We start from the raw sequence: 18,911 nt of genomic DNA, 5'->3' as shown, positions 1-18,911 counted from the left end.
TTCTGCTTTCGCTATGATAAAAACGCCAGAACAAAAGAACTGATTTTAAGGAAAGGATATGTGTTATGCCCGAAACAAACCCTTATTTTCCACATTTATTCAGCCCCCTCAAGGTTGGATCCAAAGTAATCAAAAACCGTATCGAAGCAGCCCCGGCGCTCTTTGCCTTTCTCCACTATATCGAAGGCACGGCCTTCCACTATGCGCCCGGCACACCGAAACGCGCCTTCATGATGCTGGAATCCAAAGCCGCCGGCGGCGCCGGAACCGTCACCTTCGGCGAGCTGAGCCCGAACCACACCTATGACAAACGCTTTCCCTTTGAACCGGAAATTGATTTTACTTCCCGGGACGACGAAATCTTTCAGATCACAAAAAAGACCGCGGAAATGATCAAAAGTTACGGCGCCCTTGCCATGGGAGAATTAATCAGCACCGGCGAAATCAAAGGCAATCTCGGCGACGGCATCAATCCCAAAGGCCCCTCGGCCAAAGTTCTGCCCGACGGCACACAGGTCGAAGCCTTCACCAAAGAAGAAATCCACGGCCTGTACCAGGATTACATCACCGCCTGCCGCTGGTTCCGGGATGCCGGATGGGACGGCATCATGATCCACTGCGGCCATGGCTGGCTGCCGGCACAGTTCCTGTCTCCGATGTACAACAAACGCACCGACGAATACGGCGGATCCTTTGAAAACAGAGCGCGCTTCACCGTGGAACTGCTTTCAGCTGTCCGGGAAGCCATGGGACCGGATTTCGTCATTGAAGTGCGGGTCAGCAGCTCCGAGCATCTGAAGGGCGGTCTGGAACTGGAGGACTGTATCCGCTATGTCAAACAGTTTGAGCCCTATATCGATCTGCTGCACGTCTCCTGCGGCCACTATTTAAGCTCCTCCCGGAGTCTGGAATTTACCACGGCCTACGCGCCCCACGGTGTCAACATTGACAGCGCCGCGGAAATCAAAAAACATGTGTCTGTGCCTGTCGCCGTCGTCGGCGGAATCAATTCCCCGGAACAGGCGGAAGCAGCCATTGCCTCCGGCAAAGTGGATATGATTTCCCTGGGACGGGAATTCTTCGCGGACCCGGAGTTTCCTGTAAAAGCAGAAACCGGCCGCGCGGATGAAATCCGCCGCTGCCTGCGCTGCGGAAGATGTTATCCGGGTCCCTCCGGCGAACACGAAACCGAACGGCCTTCCATCAAATTCCCGCCGCTGGATTCCTGCACCATCAACCCATACACCGTATGGCCGGCGTCCCACCACAAAATACTCCCGGAAGATATGCCGAAGCCCAAAGCCAGCCGCAGGGTACTGGTCATCGGCGGCGGATGCGGCGGCCTGCAGGGCGCTGTGACTGCCTGCGACCGCGGCCATCAGGTGATTCTCTGTGAACGCTCCGATGCCCTGGGCGGCATCCTCCGTTTTACGGATCACACCGAACACAAAATTGATATCCGCCACTTCAAGGACCTGCTGATCCGTGAAGTCCGGAAACGTCCCATCGATATCCGCTTAAACTGCGAAGTTACACCGGAGATGATCCGGGAAATCCAGCCGGATGCCGTGATTCTGGCCACCGGATCCGATGATCTCATTCTTCCGATCAAGGGGATTGCACACGCTGTGACCGCCATGGATGCCTACGCGTCCGATTTTTCTGCCCTGGGCAAAAGCACCATTGTACTCGGCGGCGGACTGGTGGGCTGCGAAGCAGCTGCCGATTACATCGACCGGGGCATCGAAACCACCATTGTGGAAATGCAGGAATGCCTGATGCCGGAATGCGTCGGCCTCTACCGCACTGCCGTACACGATTTTCTGGATCAGCACGGGTGCCATTATGAAGTAAACGCCAAAGTCACCGAAGTCGGAAAAGATTATGTCATCGCGGAGCAGAACGGTACTGCCATCACCCTGCGCGCGGACTCTGTCGTCAATGCCATGGGTCGGCGTCCGCACCCCTCCGATGATCTGCGGGCAGCCATCCACGTTCCTGTCTGGGAAATCGGCGACTGTATCGGCGCCCGGCAAATCGGTGACGCGGTCCGTGAAGCCTGGACTGCCGCAATGGAGATTGTCTGAAATTCTGGTCTGAACGCCGGACCCGAAAGTTGGATTAAAAATTTTTTCAATTTTTTCAATTTTTTTCCATTACTTGTTGACAGTTCTTCGTTCCTTTGCTATGATGTATGAGTTCGTTCGAACAGATACAAAAGAACGAAGACGCAGGAATGGCGGAATTGGCAGACGCGCACGGTTCAGGTCCGTGTGAGCATTGCGCTCATGAGGGTTCAAGTCCCTCTTCCTGCACTGTCGGCACTGCCGCATGGACAGAGTTTTTCTCTGACATGCGGCAGTTTTTCTGTCCCATCATTTCTGAAACGATGACACGAAATAAAATCTGCCATCCGAAACTGCGTACACAGTTCCGGATGGCAGATTCTTTTTTCGGTCTAACGGAATCCGATGCCCCAGCTCATATAGAACAGCTGACGGAATTCCGGATATTCCGCCAGTCCTTTGCGGATGACGGTCGTACGGTATCCTCTGCGCCGAAGTTCTGCGGAAACCGAGTCCTCCGGGCCGAAAATGTCTTTTTCCACATGTCTGCCGGAAAATACCATAAACGGGAAGATCACCAGTTCTTCTTTGCGGATATGGCTGATAATCTCATGCACATCCGGACTTCCCTTCAGAAACATCACATGCACATTTGTCAGGTCATGACGCTGGAAATGATCCACAATCGACTGATATACCCTGGCGGTCTTTTCGTTGTTCACATGGGCCACCACCAGATAATCCTTGTTGGACACCGGCACCAGAATCCTGCGCAGCACATGCACGATCTCAGTCTCGCCCACCTGTGTGCAGAGCAGCGGATCCGCTACGGTAATGTTCGGGATCCGGTCCCTGTACTTGTCCATACAGGCCAGAATCCGGTCGTACTTCGGTCCGCCCAGCAACATGGCCGGAAATACATGCAGGCTTTCAATCCCGTCTGCCGCAATCTGCTCCATCGCTTCTTCCAGTGAATTCACCGGTGTCTCTGCTTTGCTCCGATCCATGCGTTCCAGGCTTACCTTTCCGTAATAAGCCTGATACACCGGTTCATCTGCGCATTTTCCCTTTAATTCCCGGTAAATCTGATCCATTCCTTTGGCTGCCCCTTCGGCGGAAGTTCCGTGGGCCACCAGCAATATCCCCTGTTTCACACTATCTCCTCCTGCTTGTTCGATTCCTGCTCTTCCCGCAGCTGTTCCTGCCGGGAAGTGCGGAAGTATTCAGTCCGCGGATGATCTTACACCCGTATTCAGTATAGTACATGACGGTGTCGGATTCAATCGGGACAGCAGAAATCAGAATTTCTTACCGGTACTTTCGGAACCGTTAAATTCCACTCTTATCCGTGGAAGCTTTCGGAAGGGTTAAATTCCATCCCAAGATGGAATTTACTTTTGCAATTAACTTTTTTCTTAACATATTTAAAAAAACCGTTGACAAGTACGATTCTTTATAGTATATTAGCTTGGTCAGCGAAAATAATAATCGCTCAGACAGCAAGCTGCCGTGGCACAGTAGGTAGCGCGCCACATTGGTAGTGTGGAGGTCACGGGTTCGACTCCCGTCGGTAGCTTAAAAAAGTCATCGGAAACATCCGATGACTTTTTTATATTCTCATCTGCCCACCGCCGGAAGGAAGCGGCTTACGGCAGAATCTTTAGTAATTTTCTTCCCGTACCTCAAAGAAGGCCTGCGGATGCTTGCATACCGGGCAGATCTCCGGTGCTTCCGTACCGACTACGATATGTCCGCAGTTGCGGCATTCCCAAACTTTGACTTCGCTCTTGCGGAACACTTCCTGCATCTCCACATTGTGCAGCAGTTTGCGGTATCTCTCTTCATGAGTCTTTTCGATAGCTGCCACGCCGCGGAACTGCTCTGCCAGTTCATGGAACCCTTCTTCGTCCGCTTCTCTGGCCATACGGTCATACATATCGGTCCATTCGTAATTTTCCCCGGCAGCAGCGGCTTCCAGATTCTCCGCGGTATCACCCAGCATACCCAGCGCCTTGAACCAGAGTTTGGCATGTTCTTTCTCATTCTCTGCGGTTTTCAGGAATAAGGCGGCGATCTGTTCAAAGCCTGCCTTTTTGGCTACCGACGCAAAGTAGGTATATTTGTTCCGGGCCTGGGATTCTCCCGCAAAGGCCTCCAGAAGATTCTTCTCTGTCTTGGTGCCTGCATATGGATTTTTCTTTGTTTCGCTCACTGGTTCAAACACTCCTTTCTGATGACATTTCGGACATTCTTCCGGCGGGTTGTCTCCTTCATACACATAACCGCATACTTTGCATACATATTTCATGTCTGGTTCCTCCGTTTCTGTGATTCAAAGTCATAGAATCTGCGTCCTGCCGTCTGTATCCCATTTATCCCGGCACAGTGCCAAACAGTCCGCATATTTCTGCTGTTCATTCACATTATACTGTTAATTAGGAAAACAACACAAGTTTTTTTGACACTTTCTTCTTACTTTTTTGTATCTGCGCCGTTTTTTTCTTCCTTCAGGAATCTTTTTGAATATCTTTGTAACAATGGAGATATGATAGGAGTATAATGTCTTTTAGATAGTGCAAAAATCATCGCACCCACAGATTACAAAAATATTCGACGATCGGAAACGCGTAAGCGTTCTCTTACAGAATATAAGAAAGGCAGGTTAGAAGCGGTTTTTCCCACAGGCAGGCCTGTGGGTTTCCCCGCCGAGAAATTTATGACACTGAAACACTACGCCCGTTCCAACTTCAAGCAGGATATCCCCGCCGGCATCATTGTCGCGCTGGTATCGATCCCGATTTCCATGGGATATGCCCAGATTGCCGGCCTTCCCGCAATCTACGGCCTGTACGGCTCACTGCTGCCGATTCTGATCTTCGGGCTGATCTCTTCCTCTCCCCGTTTCGTCTTCGGCATCGATGCCGCCCCCTGTGCCCTGGTGGGCAGCGCCCTGGTCACCCTTGGCATCGCCCCGGAATCCTCTGGCGCGCTGACCATTGTTCCGGTCATCACGCTTTTCAGCGGTCTGTGGCTTCTGCTGTTTTTCCTGCTGAAGGCAGGCCGGCTGATCAAGTTTATCTCTTCCCCGGTTATGGGCGGATTTATCAGCGGCATCGGCTGTACCATTATTCTGATGCAGCTGCCGAAACTCTTCGGCGGCACCGCAGGCACCGGAGAGCTGTTTCATCTGCTGAAAAATATCGGCAGCCAGGGACAGCAGCATTTTCACCTGCTGTCCCTGCTTCTCGGCGTATCCACCGTCCTGATCATCCGGCTCTGTGCCCGGTTCATCCCGCGGGTGCCCATGTCTGTGGTCATGATGGCAGTCGGCGCCCTTCTGACCCCCCTGTTCCATCTGGAGAAACACGGCGTCGCGCTTCTCCCGGCAGTCAGCGCCGGTCTGCCGCGCCTGTCGGTTCCGGGCCTGACAGCTGTCGGAAGTTCTCTGCGCACGATTCTTCTGACTTCCTTTACCGTATCCGTTGTTATTGTCGCGGAAACCCTTCTCGCCACCAAAAATTATGCCATGAAGCACGATGACCGGATCGCGAACAACCGGGAAATCGCCGCCTACGCTGCCGCGAATCTGATTTCCGCCTTCTGCGGATGCCCGCCGGCCAACGGCAGCGTGTCCCGTACCGGCATCGCGGATGCCTTCGGCGTAAAATCTCAGATGATGTCCGTATTCGCCTTTTTGACCATGGGCGGCATTCTGCTCTTCGGAACCGGATTCATCGGATATCTGCCGGTCCCGATACTGACTGCCATCGTGATCGCCGCATTGATCGGCATCCTGGAATTCGATCTGGCCTTTAAGCTGCGCAAAGTGGACAAAAGCGAATTTATCATCTTCTGGGCCGCCTTCATCGCGGTACTGATCCTCGGCACGATCTACGGCGTATTAATCGGCATTGCCCTTTCGTTCATCACTTATATTATCCGGGCTTCTGATCCGCCCCGGGATTTCCTCGGGGTCATTCCCGGCCAGCCCGGTTTTTACCCGCTGAAACGCTTCCGGAACGCCCATGCCATCAAGGACACGGTGATCTACCGCTTTGCCGGTTCCCTGTTTTTTGCCAACATCGAACAGTTCCAACAGGAGCTTCAGGAAAAAGCCGATGAAGGCTGCCGGCAGATCATTGTCGATACCAGCGCGATGAACAGCATCGACATTTCCGCCGCGGAACAGCTGCTGCTTTTCTACGAAAAGCTGAAATCCAGACAGATCCGGCTGATTCTTGCCGGACATGTGGGTTCCGTCAATGACCAGCTGCGGGCGTTCGGCGCGGAAGAACTGATCGAAGACGGCGCGGTACGCCCGACTGTCGCGCTGGCCCTTCAGTCCCTGGGTCTGCGCCGCCCTTATCCCCTGGAAGAAACGGGAGAAGCAAAAACCTTCCGCCCTTCCATCCTCACACCGCAGATCACAGAATTCCAGTGGGCCTACGGCGACGAAGCGGAACATAAAATGCAGGAAATCGTGGCAAATATTACCGCGGATATTGCCGCCGGCAAACCCTTTAACGAAGAAATCATCCGCCGCACCACACGGTTTTTCAGTCACGGACACTGGAGCATGCTGGATGAAGAGCATCTGCTGAATCTTCTGCAGGAAACCCTGGCGCACCGTCTGGACCATCTTCCCCGGTCCTGTGACGCCTGTGAGAATCCGGGACAGCTGCAGCGCAGGGAGCGCCTGACCCAGGTGGAACAGCTGCTGATGGAACAGCAGTCGCACCTGGAGGAGGAAATCAATATCGCAAATCCGGCTACCCTCCGCTCCATTCTGGAAGAACGGAAAGCCAAATATCACCTTTTCCGGGAACAATACCCAAATCTTTACCGGCTGATGGAGGAAAACAGGCAAAAACACCGGGCGGAGCTGGAGGAAAAGAATCCGGAGCTCCTGCATCACCTGGAATCCCTTTTAGAAAACCTGAAAAAGGATCCCCAGGACCACTAATCTCTGCCCGGCGTATAAGAACCATTCTCTGCCGGCGATTTCTTACCGGAATAAAAATCAGGCTGACCCCAGCGAGCCAGCCTGATTTTTATTTTCTTCTCTGTTTCATTTCCATCTGAATGATCTGATTCATACAGAATCAGCCGTCATCTTCGCTCCGATTCAGCCGGCATCTCCATACCGATTCAGTCCTCATCTCCATAAATACCGACGGGATCTCCTGTTTCTTCATCATACTCCGGCTGTCTGATCAGACAGATCATCACGGTGCCAATCACGGACAGCGCGAAAAATACCCAGTACGCAAGCTTCAGATTCTGTACGCCGATCACCGAGATAATAATCAGCGCGCAGGAACGAACGGCCGTATTCATCGGCGCAATGCATCGATTGGCCTGAATAAATCCGAACCGGCCAAAGCAGGTGCCGATCATCGAAGGAATCAGATTGCCGATGCCGCCGATGCCAAAGCCCACAAAGATTGCCGCCAGCCAAACCAGCGCTGTGGAGCCATTCTGAAGGATCATAATGATCAGAGCCACCAGATACCAGATTCCGTAAATGATGCAGGCCCGTTTCGTTGTGAACTTCAAATCCAGAAGTCCCCACACATAACTGCCGGCAATTCCGATTAACGCCGCCACTGTCAGCATCAGAATCGCGAACTGCGGATTCACGCCGCTGGCAGACAGATGGGGAATAAAATTAGATACCAGACCGATGGTAGTGAGCCAGAGCAGCCCCAGACCGATACCAATCAGATACGTATTTCTGTTTTTCAGAATCACACGGTTCGTCAGCCGTTTCGCCTCTTTTTCCTGCCGTTCTTTCATCGCTTTGGCGAACTCCAGGTCAATCGGTTCATTATCCGGCGTAGCGCCTACTTCTTCCGGTGTATTCTTTACCCAGAACACGGAGATAATCGCCACAAAGAAACACAGTACCGCAATGAAAATATACGCGGTGCGCGGATTGCCGATTGCGCTCAGAATCAGGATAATCGTAGCCGTACAGATCGGCAGACCCATAGTGGCCCAGCCAAGTGCCAGTCCCTTCTTACGCGGGAACCAGATATTCATAATATTATTCGGCACAACATTGAGCTGTACATTGCCGCCTACAAAAGTATTGCAGACAATCATTGCCAGAAATACCGGCAGGCTTGGCGTCAGTGCCATAATCAGGCAGAAAATGCCGCAGAGAATATTTCCGAATACCGCCATGAATTTGCTGCCTCTTTTCGCTGCCATAATACTGAAAATAATCGCAGCGACAATGCCCAGCCATCCGCCGATTCCTGACATTGCATTGGCCAGATTGGCCACGCCGCTTCCCCATTCCGGGTGCGCGGCGGAAAAAGCCGCCGGATACCAGTTCAGCGTATCGGTGGACAAAGCGGCTGCCAGGTAATAGCTGATGGCACAGTAGATAATCATGGACCACCCTTTTTTGCCAAAATTATTGGCCTTTGTTGATGTGTTCATACCATTTCTCTCCCTTCACTGAAACGTATGGAATCTCCCGCTGAGGATCGCTGCCTGCTGCCTGCGTGTATCACCCGGAGGGATTGTGCCGCACCTCCTTTTCGCCTCTTACTGTTACTATGCAGGACGTTTCCCTTTACACAACATTTCTTTAACAAATCAGCAGATTCCGTTCGATTCAACAGCAAGTTTCTGTATGATTTCACTATAATTTCTGCCCCTTTCACCGTCAAATAACTTAATTCTCCACATTTATTCCTGTTGGTTATCAATATATTTTATGGTAAAATCTATCTTAGAAACCGCTGATTCTTTTGCCAAAACGAAAGGATACCCATGCATAACGCGCTCTCCACACTGACTCTTCAGCAGATCAATATTTTCCTTACTGTCGTCGACGCAAACGGATTTGCCCGTGCCGGCGAAGTGCTCCATATGACACAGCCGGCAGTCAGCAAAAGCATTGCCAAAATGGAAAAAAATCTGAATCTGCGCCTGTTTACCCGCACCACGCGCTCCCACGCCCTTACCGAAGCTGGCCAGATGCTGTATGACGCCTGGAAACCGCTGATCGGTCAAATGGACCGCTCTTATCTGCAAACCTGCCGTCTACTGGAAGCAAACAATCATACCCTCTCCCTTGGCGTGCTGAGCACCGCCCGGCCCGATCTCTATTTTCATCCCCTGATTCGCCGTATGCAGGAACTGCATCCGGAAATCCATCTGACCTATGAGTTTGACTATATGACCAATCTGGAAAGAGACCTGGCCTCTGCGCAGAAATATGACCTGATCCTGATACCGGACTTTGAACGTTTCTACATCAATACGCTGCATCTCCCATATCGATATGCAGCTTTCGACCATATGTATCTGCTCCTGTCCAAAACTCACCCTCTAGCCGCAAAAACCTCCGTCACCACACCGGATTTTGCTGACGAACCCATGGTCCAGATCATCACCCACGAAGACGGCCAGTACTATCTGCAGGATCTCACGGAACGGCTGGCCCGCTTCCGGAAAACACCGCAGATCGGCTATACCTTCCGCAATGCCTATGACATCCGGTATCTTTTCACCTCATCTCACGCCATCCTGCTGGCCGACAACTACTTCGACTATTCCACGGACCAAATGGATATGGTAAAACTGCGGATTGAAGATCAGTTTGGCGGCATTATCTGCGTCTGGGATCCAGAGAACCGGAAACAGAGTCTGCAATACTTCCTTGACCTGCTCCCGGATCTTCCTTCGGAAAACAAAAACGCTCCCGCTGAAGCAGAATAAACACGCTGGATCTGCCCGTGCAATTGCAGCACCGATCTCCTTTGTTTTCATTCTTTCGATTCGTTTATGTTTATTTATAACTATCCGTTATAAATATCTTCCCGTTTTTTCATTTGTCACTGAAGCTGCCCCATTTTATACTGAAACTAACAAAACAGGAGAAGTGTAAAAAGGAGGACACCATGAGCAAAGTACCCTGCACCAATGCTGACAAGCAGAAATCATACTATAAATTCTATGCTGCCGACGGATACTGGGGCGAACAGGAAAAATACAGCCAGATCACCAAAGAACCCCTGGATCCAGCTACAGCGCCGCGGATCGAAGACCGCAACGATCTGTTCCTGCCGGGTTACCTTCCGGGAGAATTCGGCTGGTGGAAGCTGGAAAACGGCACGGCGGTCATCGCCAACAAGACCTTTTTCCCGAATACAACCGGAGAAATGTTCGACTGGTGGTTTGCATGGCACCCCATTGACCGGCTGCGCTATGCCTGCTGGAACAACGAAGACCACTATGATGTTTATCTGGAAGATCCGGCCCGGGCGCTGGATATGACCAAATCCATGCGGGAACGCCACTGGGGAAGCGTGCACCATATCTGGGAAGACATCGGGCTGCCGGGCGGCGCAGGCATGCTGATCATCGCGTTCAAACGCCCTTCGGAACTGGGTTATGATGAAAGCAAAATCGATACCGACGCCTGCAGTACACTGGTCTGCGCGAAAACCACCATTGTCGGGGATGATCAGACCCCGGATCTGGATGTGGTGATGACCCACTTCCTCCGTCCTGCGGAAGGCGGATCCGAACTCCGCTCCCGCTTCTGGTTCGGTTACACCATTGACGACAACGGCAAAGCAGTCAAAACCATCCCGGACGGCTTCACTGTTCCGGATGCGGGGCCTTACTGCCTGCTGAACCACAATGTGAAGGAATTCTCCAATCTGGCAAAAATCCTTCCAGACCTGTATGCAGAAGAGAAAGATCACTGGGCAGTCTGAGTTCTTTGCTCCGACGATACCCTTCCATTCGATTCTTACACCGGGACGGGGCTGCCGCACTGCGCGGCGGCCCCGTTTCCTGTAAAAAACGGAGCTGCTGTGCCCATGCAGCTGCCCCGTTTCCTGTAAAAACGGAACTGCTGTGCCCATGCAGCTGCCCCGTTTCCTGTAAAAAGCGGAACTGCTGTGCCCATGCAGCAGTCCCGCTTTTTGAAATGCTCCTCCATCCGTGGTATGATAGCGGCAAACGTATTTTACGGAATTTACAATCCCGCAGCCACAGGAGAGCACAGCTATGAATTATGAAGGAATTGTCTACCGGCCGCCCAGCGAAGCCAGAAGCCTGATTCTGCAGGTAACCATCGGATGCGCGCACAACCAGTGCACCTTCTGCACCATGTACAAAGCAAAAAACTTCCGAATCCGTACCCTGGAAGAAATCCGGAAAGATATCCATGAAACAGCTGCCGCCTATGGCGATATCTTCCGACGCATTTTTCTGGCAGACGGGGACGCGCTCATTCTTCCCACGGAAACACTGCTGGAAATCCTGAAAGAATTAAAGCAGCACTTCCCTTCCGCGGAGCGGATCACTTCATACGGCACCCCTGCCGATGTGCTCCGAAAAACGCCTGACGAACTGAAGCAGCTGCGCTCTGCCGGCCTCGCCATGGTATATATGGGAGCCGAATCCGGTGATGACACGGTCCTGTCCCGGATTCACAAAGGCGTATCTTCCGACGAAATCCTGGCTGCCGGCCTGCGCCTCCGCCAGTCCGGCATTGCCGTCTCTGTCACGCTCATCTCCGGCCTGGGCGGACGTGCCCGGATCGAAGAGCACGCAGTTGCTTCTGCCCGCTTAATCAGCGGAATCCGTCCGGAATACGTCGGCTTTCTCACACTGATGCTGGATCCCGCAGCGCCGATCCGGCAGGAGCTTGCATCCGGACAGATGGAACTGCTGAAACCGGAGGAACTGGTGGATGAAATGGAACTCTTTCTCCGGAAAGTCGACGCGCCGGGCACCGTCTTCCGTTCGAATCACGCCTCCAACTATATGATGCTGAAAGGGACACTGAACGACGACATTCCCGCCATGCTTGCGCGTCTTGCGGATATCCGGGCCCATAAGGGCTACCGGAAGGAATCCTGGCGGGCACTGTAAGCGCAGCATGCGTCCGCTGCAGGATAAAAAATCCTCCCGCCTGAATGAAAAAATCATTCAGACGAGAGGAACCGCTCGTTAATTATTTACCCTGATTATTTACCATGACGAAACTGCAGGCTTACTCCACCCGGGGAATCGGTTTCATACACAATATTACGATCAACGCAATAACCGGCAAAAAGACTGCGAAAATTACCATGCCGACCATCGAACGATTTTTCTTGTGCGTCAGATAGATAACCAGAATCAAACAGATCAGCCAGATCAATACTCCAATAATTGCCGCCATATGCTTCTCTCCCTTCTACATGTTTCATAACTCAAAATTGCTCCCGAGAACCAGAAGTTTTCCTCCCATGTCCCCTTATATAAATAGTATACAAAACGAGACGCTTCGCGTCAACTCACGAATTTTTCTTTTATGTCTACACTTACGGAGCTGATCCGAGAAATCAGAAAACAGAAAATCCGATCGGGATCACCCCCGCTCGCGCGGGAATTACTCGCTAAGCTTCTTCCCGTCCGCATACCGCTCGGGATCATCCCCGCTCACGCGGGAATTACCTTCAAGGCTGCCGATTCTTTTCGACAGCCTTCTGTTTTAAATTAAAAAAAGTAGAAAAGAAGGAGGTTGTCGATATGGAAACAAAAAGAGCATTAAATACACAAACATTAAGAGAGGAAGCATTCGAACCTAATATCCACGACGCAATCGTGGATTTTAAGGCTGGGATGGACGCCCAGTTTATTGAACACGTTGAGGAGAAACACCTTGGCGTGTCCAATAAATACCTCCGTGAGAGAATTACGAAGGGCGAATGGGATGATGATCTTAAAAAATCATTTTCCCTAGTAAATCGTCGTCAATCGACGGCGTCTCTTCATCTGAGCTGTGTAGAATGATTGGCGATCATCTTCTGCACGGCTCAAACGGAAAGGAGCTTGGCTATCTGGTCGAGCACCTCAGCTGGTCAAAATGCGACTGGGGCATTACGGAGGATCTGCCGAAAGGCGTGTCGGGCAGGCTGTACGATAGAAACAACCGCCATGACTGGCGGAAAGGCCCTATCGCCTGCACGCGCATAGAGGGCATAATCACCAGAAACGTCAAGTTCTGGGAGGATATGGTCTTCTATGGCCACAGTCGGCGTAAGCCGTTCTTCGTGAAGACCGCCTATGGCGTGAAGTAGACTTCGGTCTACTCGGAGCTGGCGTCTGTCATCTCCTCTTCAATGCTGAAAGAAGAAGCGGGCTCATCTGTCCGCTTTTTCTATTTCCAAAAAAGTAAAGCAGAGATCCCTGCTCCCTGCTCCTGTTTTTTTGGCCTAATACTGGATCTCTACAGTTTTCCCGCTCGCCTTCACAAATGTCATATCAGTCATATGAAGACGGCGTGCTGTTTCCTCGGCACTGTACTGATATGTCTTTTCTTCAGGTCTGTGGCATCTGATGATCGCAGTTCTTCTGCCATGATAGTTATGGTAATTTTCAACAGCCGGCGTACTGTCCTGAACAAACACGATGTCAGCCGCTTCATCAAGCGTGATCTGTTCAAGCTCATCAATCAGCGACGCACATGCAACGATGTTATCACCGTCAAGAAAAAATTTTGTAGCAACATATCTTACATTAGGTCTTTTTACAGTAAATTTCTTTTCCATTTTTTTGGTCCTCCTCTTTTGCTATTTCTATTATAGCATATTCTTTTTCTTCCTTTTTTTCAGAATACAGGTGCGAAAAGCAGCGGAATAGTGACCAGAGCACATATAATTCCGGCTATTTTCCTTCCTGCCTTTTCTTTTTCCGTTTCAGTGTCTGCATCACGCAGCGTTCCGGGGCACATCACATATAGCCCCGCATACGCCAGGATTCCTGACAGAACGAGTACGGCGGATACACCTGCAGAAAAGTGTCCGCTGATAATGGCTGATATTGCATTCATATCCATCTCCCCTTCCCTATTTCTATTCTACCAGAAGTGGTGCATCAGCCTTTTTCTGCATACGGGGAAACAAAAAAGCAGGAGTTACCCCCTGCCCTTCTGCTCCTTCCTGAGATCATCAAGCTCCTGCTTCCTGATCGCAAGAAGCAGAGTCCTGTAGTTTGTCTGCAGGGCCTCCTTTACTGCTGTTGGAGCAGCTTCCCGCATCTCCATGCAGTATGCGTGGAATGCCTCATGATGCAGCTTTAACGCTGCATCATAGCCTTCCATATATTCTTTAAAATTCTTTTTCATATATTTTCCTCCATTATTTCTTTTAGTCGCCCTTAATATGGATCATCAGAAGGCTTTTCTTCAACCATGAAAAACAAAAAAATCGGGAACTGAGTTCCCGATAAAAATCATCAGCTGATTTTGTATTCACTGAATCCGGAAATGATAATTTTTCCGTCATCGATCCTGATATCTTTTCCTTTCAGAACGTCATCAGCCTCAGCAGTGATTCTGATGCCCGTATCGGTGGTGACTGTAACTTTTGAAGAATCAGAATAGTTCTGCATCTCATCCTTCTCTCCGACGCCTTCCGCCTTCATGTACTGATCAGCCTCCTGACCAATGACATCTTCGATGACTTCCTTGACGTTCACAGGAGACTCAGTAACGGCATTCTGGGAAAGAACTGATTTGAGCTTTGGAATATACATTTCATCCTGCGTTTCCTTCTGCACCTTTCTGATGATCCTCTTTACTGCATTTTCCTTCTGGCGGTCCGTCATTGAAGCATCACCATGGATCCACGAGCTGTTAAGAATCGCTTCGGATTTTCCGTCCACGGTATACTTTTTTTCAATGATGAACACGCGCTGTGAATCATAGCAGACAACAACCGCCTCATCTGCCTTCGGCGATGACGGAAGAAGCTGTCTTCACACAATACGCACGTCATCCTTTGCGGCGCTGCTGAACGGTGCAGGCTTATGGTCTGTTCTGATGATGATAATGGCTCTTTCCCCGTCAAGTTTCCCCTTTGCCGTGATCAGTGTCGCATCCGGCATAATGTCAGCCTGACTGCCTGCCGAATAGAAATGCCCCGCAATATCTTTTGTCACATTGGCAAGATCCTCTGAAAAATACTGAAAAAGCTCATGACTGCTGCCGACAGTCACTCTTTTCAGGGAAGGGCTTTTCAGAACCTTTTCAGTCAGCTTCTGAACATACTCAGTGAAATCATCGCTGAGTCTGTCTTCTTCCTGTTTCATACCTGCCCTTTTCAAAGCCGAGATAGGATGTCACTGCTGAATCAATAAGAAATGTATGCATAAAAATTCCTCCTTGTATGTGTTTTGGCACAAGGAAATCTTATCAAAGAAGCCGCCTTTCCTTTTTCTGCATACGTATATGCATTTCCAACACTTTCACATTTTTCTGAGCCATCTTTTCCACGGTTTTAAAGCATATTTAGGGTGCAAAGAAAAACAGAAGAAAGAAGTGATAAAGCCTATTATGCAAAGCAGAAACAGAAACGAACGAAACAGAAAAAACCTCCACCAGATGATCCGCAAGCCAAAAGGCAGCGGTCTCCTGAAAAAGGCAGCCGCCCTTGCTGTGTGTGCCATGGCCGGTGCTACAGGAAGCGCGTTCTACATCTATACTCAGGGCACGGGAAACGTTGTCATAAATACGGTAAGCGACAGCGGCAGCATAGCGACATCGGCCAGCAGTACAGGCAGTGCCGCATCGGTAGCCAAGAAGATCAGCTCAAGCGTTGTTGCCATCACCACAGAGAACCTGCAGACAAGCCAGTCATGGTTCGGAGCACAGGTATCGGGCGGAGCAGGATCCGGTGTTGTCGTATCCAAGGACGGATACATTGTTACATGTGCCCATGTGGTAAACGGAGCCTCAAAAATAGGCGTTACAACTTCAGACAACAAAAAATATATTGCAAAAGTTGTTGGATCTGATTCATCGTCAGATATTGCGGATCACCCCCGCTCATGCGGGAATTACAAGCGAAGAAACGTTTTAGGAGGAACTGCGATGGGATCACCCCCGCTCACGCGGGAATTACCGAAATTGGATTTAACAAAACCCGTTAAAAGTGGGATCACCCCCGCTCACGCGGGAATTACTGCGCTGAAGGACGTAGGGGCTTTTTATTTTGAGGATCACCCCCGCTCGCGCGGGAATTACGCCGATCTGCCTGAAACGATCAACGTTTTCCCGGGATCACCCCCGCTCACGCGGGAATTACGTTTTTATTTCGCTTGCATTCCGCTCTGACTGGGGATCACCCCCGCTCGCGCGGGAATTACTGCTATCGTAGCGACAACCGGTATCTGATATAAGGATCACCCCCGCTCGCGCGGGAATTACAAGCCGAAAAAGGAAATCATGCGGCGCAGCACAGGATCACCCCCGCTCGCGCGGGAATTACGGCATGGGCGCGGAGCCTGTCGGAGCGTGGCGGGGATCACCCCCGCTCGCGCGGGAATTACGCATCCGTTCATCTGTCCGGACTGCTATGACCGGGATCACCCCCGCTCGCGCGGGAATTACGCTCTGGCAGGTTTGGCAGTGAAGCATACAGCAAAATCACCCCCGCTCGCGCGGGAATTACGCGCCGTTCTCGGTGTCCGGATCACCGCCAGCAGGATCACCCCCGCTCGCGCGGGAATTACTTTAATTGTAACCCGGCGGGACCGTTCCACTGGGGATCACCCCCGCTCGCGCGGGAATTACTATGAATGTATATCAGGGCAAAGTTACACCACGGGATCACCCCCGCTCGCGCGGGAATTACTGAGCCACAAACAGGGCATTTAAGTGTTTCAGCGGATCACCCCCGCTCGCGCGGGAATTACCCGAAACCGCTATTTTGGTTGAACTTGTAGCCGGGATCACCCCCGCTCGCGCGGGAATTACGCTATTCCGTCAGTGTCTACACATCTAATTACAGGATCACCCCCGCTCGCGCGGGAATTACTTCAGATAACGTTGCAAATGCAATGATGAAGTAGGATCACCCCCGCTCGCGCGGGAATTACCTGGTACTAGAATATAAATAGTGCAAGTCAAAATGAGAAAGTCCCAAATAGACAATACATGATACAATAGAAACATCGTACTGGAGGAGGATCTCATGATGGCAAGGCAACATGACAAACAGTTCAAACTGGATGCAGTCCAGTATTATTTCGAACACAAGGAGCTAGGTGTTCGTGGCTGTGCCCAAAATCTCGGTGTAGGTTACAGCACCCTGACAAGATGGCTGAGGGAGTTCCGGGAGTCTGGCGATATTACTGTTCGTGGTTCCGGTAATTACGCCTCCGATGAGCAGAAAGAAATCGCTCGTCTGAAACGTGAACTCCGTGATGCCAAAGATGCACTTGATGTACTAAAAAAAGCAATCAGCATTCTGGGAAAATAACAGAAGCTATTTATCTCGGGGTTTCTAAAAAGACGGAAGCTGCCAGAAAACAGGGCCGCCGGGTTTCCGTCTCCGGAATGCTGAAATACTTAGGCGTTTCACGGTCAGGATATCGTTCCTGGCTGAACCGTACTCCTTCTGATACAGAAAAACGCAGGGAATACATAAAAAGAAAAATACAGGATATTTATGAGGAATCGAAGCAAAACTACGGAGCCCCTAAAATAACAAAAAAACTACGTCAGAGGGGAGAGATCATCTCAGAACGTACCGTTGGAAAATGTATGAGGGAAATGGGGATCAAAGCCCAATGGGTGAAACCATGGACCATCACTACCATAGACTCTGATTTGAGTTACGAACTGAAAAACCTCCTGGATGAATAGTTTAGCCCTGATCGTCCCAATGCGGTATGGTGCAGTGATATCACGTATATCTGGACGGTCGATGGCTTTGTCTATCTGACAAGTATTATGGACCTGTTTTCCAGCAAGATTATTGCCTGGACACTTAGCAAGACATTAGAGGTATCCTGTGTGATTGATACCATCAACAAAGCGAAAGCCAAACGGAACACAGAGCTTCCATTGATTATCCACAGTGACAGAGGAAGTCAGTATGTATCTAAGGCATATCGAGATGCTACTGTAAAAATGCAGCGTAGCTACTCGAAAAAGGCTTTTCCCTGGGATAATGCATGCATTGAAGCATTTCATGCACTGATCAAACGGGAATGGCTGAATCGTTTTAAAATACGTGATTATCAGCAGGCATATCGCCTGGTATTTGAGTATATCGAAGCCTTTTATAATACCAAACGTATTCATAGCCATTGCGATTATATGTCACCGGATGACTTTGAAAAGCTATACGAGCAGACAGACGAACTGCTCTTAGTAAGTTAAGATAAGGATAAATTTCTCATTTTAACTTGCGCTAAATCTTGACATAGGACCAACCTATCTCAAGAAATTGAGAGAGAGAGGGTCTGAGGATCACCCCCGCTCGCGCGGGAATTACCCTTCTTTGCCATCGTCAAGCATCTCCTTTATGGGATCACCCCCGCTCGCGCGGGAATTACACTTTTCAAGCTTGCCCGGATGATATCCGGGCGGGATCACCCCCGCTCGCGCGGGAATTACGTATATGTATTTTAGCCGGTTGAGTTTTTCCTGGGATCACCCCCGCTCGCGCGGGAATTACTATAATCGTACTGCTTTGGGTGAGTTTCTTTCAGGATCACCCCCGCTCGCGCGGGAATTACGCTAAGAATGTCGGCAATCTGGTCAGCCTCCTGGGATCACCCCCGCTCGCGCGGGAATTACGTTCATGTTTATCTATGAACGCTTCGGCCAGCGGGATCACCCCCGCTCGCGCGGGAATTACCTTACCGGTACGCGCAGGATCCGGATTTTAAGAGGATCACCCCCGCTCGCGCGGGAATTACTTCATAGAATTAAAGTGAAATCACCGTCTTATAGGATCACCCCCGCTCGCGCGGGAATTACGTTGGCACTATCAATATGGGAGCCCGTCCCGTGGGATCACCCCCGCTCGCGCGGGAATT

At 50.8% G+C, this 18,911-nt stretch carries 17 protein-coding genes, 2 tRNA genes, 1 pseudogene and 2 CRISPR repeat arrays (1 of these 22 running past the window's edge); of the genes and pseudogenes, 12 read left to right on the top strand and 8 right to left on the bottom strand.

Annotation, left to right across the window (positions count from 1 at the left end):
- Window positions 1-65 precede the first annotated feature (65 nt).
- Window positions 66-2,087: an FAD-dependent oxidoreductase gene (locus tag CXIVA_RS10195; RefSeq protein WP_013977949.1), complete on the top strand. Its 2,022-nt coding sequence runs from the start codon at window positions 66-68 to the stop codon at window positions 2,085-2,087.
- A 143-nt stretch (window positions 2,088-2,230) separates the two neighbouring features.
- Window positions 2,231-2,315 (top strand) — tRNA-Leu (locus tag CXIVA_RS10190).
- A gap of 143 nt (window positions 2,316-2,458) precedes the next feature.
- Here CXIVA_RS10190 and CXIVA_RS10185 read toward each other — a convergent pair.
- Window positions 2,459-3,220 (bottom strand): sirohydrochlorin cobaltochelatase, encoded by a 762-nt coding sequence (locus CXIVA_RS10185; RefSeq protein ID WP_013977948.1) that lies wholly within the window; start codon window positions 3,218-3,220, stop codon window positions 2,459-2,461.
- Window positions 3,221-3,569: 349 nt separating this feature from the next.
- Here CXIVA_RS10185 and CXIVA_RS10180 point away from each other — a divergent pair.
- A tRNA-Thr gene (locus tag CXIVA_RS10180) sits at window positions 3,570-3,642 on the top strand.
- Window positions 3,643-3,726: 84 nt separating this feature from the next.
- On the opposite strand, the gene rbr is transcribed toward CXIVA_RS10180, so the two are convergent.
- On the bottom strand, window positions 3,727-4,374 hold the full coding sequence (gene rbr / locus CXIVA_RS10175; RefSeq protein WP_013977947.1) for a rubrerythrin: 648 nt from the start codon (window positions 4,372-4,374) through the stop codon (window positions 3,727-3,729).
- A 408-nt stretch (window positions 4,375-4,782) separates the two neighbouring features.
- Here rbr and CXIVA_RS10170 point away from each other — a divergent pair, with 408 nt between their 5' ends.
- Window positions 4,783-7,029, top strand: a complete 2,247-nt coding sequence (locus CXIVA_RS10170; protein ID WP_050979241.1) for a SulP family inorganic anion transporter — start codon at window positions 4,783-4,785, stop codon at window positions 7,027-7,029.
- A 185-nt stretch (window positions 7,030-7,214) separates the two neighbouring features.
- On the opposite strand, the gene CXIVA_RS10165 is transcribed toward CXIVA_RS10170, so the two are convergent.
- The gene (locus tag CXIVA_RS10165) at window positions 7,215-8,513 is read right to left on the bottom strand and encodes an MFS transporter (RefSeq protein WP_013977945.1); all 1,299 of its coding nucleotides are present in this window, start codon (window positions 8,511-8,513) and stop codon (window positions 7,215-7,217) included.
- Window positions 8,514-8,849: 336 nt separating this feature from the next.
- On the opposite strand from CXIVA_RS10165, the gene CXIVA_RS13525 reads away from it, so the two are divergent.
- The 3 genes from CXIVA_RS13525 (at window position 8,850) to CXIVA_RS10150 (ending at window position 11,969) form a co-directional block, all read left to right on the top strand.
- Window positions 8,850-9,800 (top strand): LysR family transcriptional regulator, encoded by a 951-nt coding sequence (locus CXIVA_RS13525; RefSeq protein WP_013977944.1) that lies wholly within the window; start codon window positions 8,850-8,852, stop codon window positions 9,798-9,800.
- Window positions 9,801-9,982: 182 nt separating this feature from the next.
- Window positions 9,983-10,804: a hypothetical protein gene (locus CXIVA_RS10155; protein ID WP_013977943.1), complete on the top strand. Its 822-nt coding sequence runs from the start codon at window positions 9,983-9,985 to the stop codon at window positions 10,802-10,804.
- A gap of 295 nt (window positions 10,805-11,099) precedes the next feature.
- Window positions 11,100-11,969: a radical SAM protein gene (locus CXIVA_RS10150; protein ID WP_013977941.1), complete on the top strand. Its 870-nt coding sequence runs from the start codon at window positions 11,100-11,102 to the stop codon at window positions 11,967-11,969.
- 121 nt (window positions 11,970-12,090) lie between these two features.
- Here the strand turns inward: CXIVA_RS10150 and CXIVA_RS14130 are convergent, their stop codons facing one another.
- Window positions 12,091-12,261 (bottom strand): hypothetical protein, encoded by a 171-nt coding sequence (locus CXIVA_RS14130; RefSeq protein WP_158309841.1) that lies wholly within the window; start codon window positions 12,259-12,261, stop codon window positions 12,091-12,093.
- Between the two features lie 350 nt (window positions 12,262-12,611).
- Here CXIVA_RS14130 and CXIVA_RS10145 point away from each other — a divergent pair, with 350 nt between their 5' ends.
- Entirely contained in the window at window positions 12,612-12,875 is a 264-nt protein-coding gene (locus tag CXIVA_RS10145; RefSeq protein WP_013977939.1) for a hypothetical protein, read from the top strand.
- Window positions 12,872-13,162 (top strand): hypothetical protein, encoded by a 291-nt coding sequence (locus tag CXIVA_RS10140; RefSeq protein WP_013977938.1) that lies wholly within the window; start codon window positions 12,872-12,874, stop codon window positions 13,160-13,162. The genes CXIVA_RS10145 and CXIVA_RS10140 overlap by 4 nt, the downstream gene beginning before the upstream one ends.
- Window positions 13,163-13,297: 135 nt before the next feature.
- On the opposite strand, the gene CXIVA_RS10135 is transcribed toward CXIVA_RS10140, so the two are convergent.
- The 4 genes from CXIVA_RS10135 to CXIVA_RS10115 all read right to left on the bottom strand — a co-directional run bounded on the left by CXIVA_RS10135 (window position 13,298) and on the right by CXIVA_RS10115 (window position 15,173).
- Window positions 13,298-13,633 (bottom strand): hypothetical protein, encoded by a 336-nt coding sequence (locus CXIVA_RS10135; RefSeq protein WP_013977937.1) that lies wholly within the window; start codon window positions 13,631-13,633, stop codon window positions 13,298-13,300.
- Between the two features lie 365 nt (window positions 13,634-13,998).
- Window positions 13,999-14,208 carry a hypothetical protein gene (locus CXIVA_RS10125; RefSeq protein WP_013977935.1) on the bottom strand — a complete coding sequence of 70 codons (210 nt, stop codon included), beginning with the start codon at window positions 14,206-14,208 and terminating at the stop codon, window positions 13,999-14,001.
- A 110-nt stretch (window positions 14,209-14,318) separates the two neighbouring features.
- Window positions 14,319-14,774, bottom strand: a complete 456-nt coding sequence (locus CXIVA_RS10120; protein ID WP_041727861.1) for a hypothetical protein — start codon at window positions 14,772-14,774, stop codon at window positions 14,319-14,321.
- Window positions 14,775-14,840: 66 nt separating this feature from the next.
- Window positions 14,841-15,173: a hypothetical protein gene (locus tag CXIVA_RS10115; protein WP_013977933.1), complete on the bottom strand. Its 333-nt coding sequence runs from the start codon at window positions 15,171-15,173 to the stop codon at window positions 14,841-14,843.
- Between the two features lie 723 nt (window positions 15,174-15,896).
- Window positions 15,897-16,961: a CRISPR direct-repeat array (repeat unit 28 nt; unit sequence GGATCACCCCCGCTCGCGCGGGAATTAC).
- 95 nt (window positions 16,962-17,056) lie between these two features.
- Here CXIVA_RS10115 and CXIVA_RS10110 point away from each other — a divergent pair.
- The 3 genes and pseudogenes from CXIVA_RS10110 to CXIVA_RS14395 all read left to right on the top strand — a co-directional run.
- Complete coding sequence (locus tag CXIVA_RS10110) at window positions 17,057-17,344, top strand: transposase (RefSeq protein ID WP_013977790.1); 288 nt, start codon at window positions 17,057-17,059, stop codon at window positions 17,342-17,344.
- 77 nt (window positions 17,345-17,421) lie between these two features.
- Window positions 17,422-17,730 carry an IS3 family transposase gene (locus CXIVA_RS14515; RefSeq protein ID WP_013977791.1) on the top strand — a complete coding sequence of 103 codons (309 nt, stop codon included), beginning with the start codon at window positions 17,422-17,424 and terminating at the stop codon, window positions 17,728-17,730.
- Window positions 17,731-17,742: 12 nt separating this feature from the next.
- Window positions 17,743-18,249: pseudogene (locus CXIVA_RS14395) on the top strand (IS3 family transposase); the annotation flags it as partial.
- Between the two features lie 87 nt (window positions 18,250-18,336).
- Window positions 18,337-18,911: a CRISPR direct-repeat array (repeat unit 28 nt; unit sequence GGATCACCCCCGCTCGCGCGGGAATTAC) (it continues 185 nt past the right edge of the window).

The sequence above is a fragment of the Clostridium sp. SY8519 genome (genome assembly GCF_000270305.1).
Classification (GTDB): domain Bacteria; phylum Bacillota; class Clostridia; order Lachnospirales; family Lachnospiraceae; genus SY8519.
Note: the sequence above shows the minus strand (reverse complement) of the source record. Positions and strands in the feature narration are given on the sequence as shown.

Bases quoted from the DNA above. Each gene is read 5' to 3' on its own strand.
- CXIVA_RS10150 (WP_013977941.1), top strand. From the start codon at position 11,100: ATGAATTATGAAGGAATTGTCTACCGGCCGCCCAGCGAAGCCAGAAGC.
- CXIVA_RS10135 (WP_013977937.1), bottom strand. From the start codon at position 13,633: ATGGAAAAGAAATTTACTGTAAAAAGACCTAATGTAAGATATGTTGCT.
- CXIVA_RS10110 (WP_013977790.1), top strand. From the start codon at position 17,057: ATGATGGCAAGGCAACATGACAAACAGTTCAAACTGGATGCAGTCCAG.
- CXIVA_RS10115 (WP_013977933.1), bottom strand. From the start codon at position 15,173: ATGAAACAGGAAGAAGACAGACTCAGCGATGATTTCACTGAGTATGTT.
- CXIVA_RS10195 (WP_013977949.1), top strand. From the start codon at position 66: ATGCCCGAAACAAACCCTTATTTTCCACATTTATTCAGCCCCCTCAAG.
- CXIVA_RS10165 (WP_013977945.1), bottom strand. From the start codon at position 8,513: ATGAACACATCAACAAAGGCCAATAATTTTGGCAAAAAAGGGTGGTCC.
- CXIVA_RS10155 (WP_013977943.1), top strand. From the start codon at position 9,983: ATGAGCAAAGTACCCTGCACCAATGCTGACAAGCAGAAATCATACTAT.
- CXIVA_RS14515 (WP_013977791.1), top strand. From the start codon at position 17,422: ATGCTGAAATACTTAGGCGTTTCACGGTCAGGATATCGTTCCTGGCTG.
- CXIVA_RS10145 (WP_013977939.1), top strand. From the start codon at position 12,612: ATGGAAACAAAAAGAGCATTAAATACACAAACATTAAGAGAGGAAGCA.
- CXIVA_RS10140 (WP_013977938.1), top strand. From the start codon at position 12,872: ATGATTGGCGATCATCTTCTGCACGGCTCAAACGGAAAGGAGCTTGGC.
- rbr (WP_013977947.1), bottom strand. From the start codon at position 4,374: ATGAAATATGTATGCAAAGTATGCGGTTATGTGTATGAAGGAGACAAC.
- CXIVA_RS10125 (WP_013977935.1), bottom strand. From the start codon at position 14,208: ATGAAAAAGAATTTTAAAGAATATATGGAAGGCTATGATGCAGCGTTA.
- CXIVA_RS14130 (WP_158309841.1), bottom strand. From the start codon at position 12,261: ATGGCGGCAATTATTGGAGTATTGATCTGGCTGATCTGTTTGATTCTG.
- CXIVA_RS13525 (WP_013977944.1), top strand. From the start codon at position 8,850: ATGCATAACGCGCTCTCCACACTGACTCTTCAGCAGATCAATATTTTC.
- CXIVA_RS10170 (WP_050979241.1), top strand. From the start codon at position 4,783: ATGACACTGAAACACTACGCCCGTTCCAACTTCAAGCAGGATATCCCC.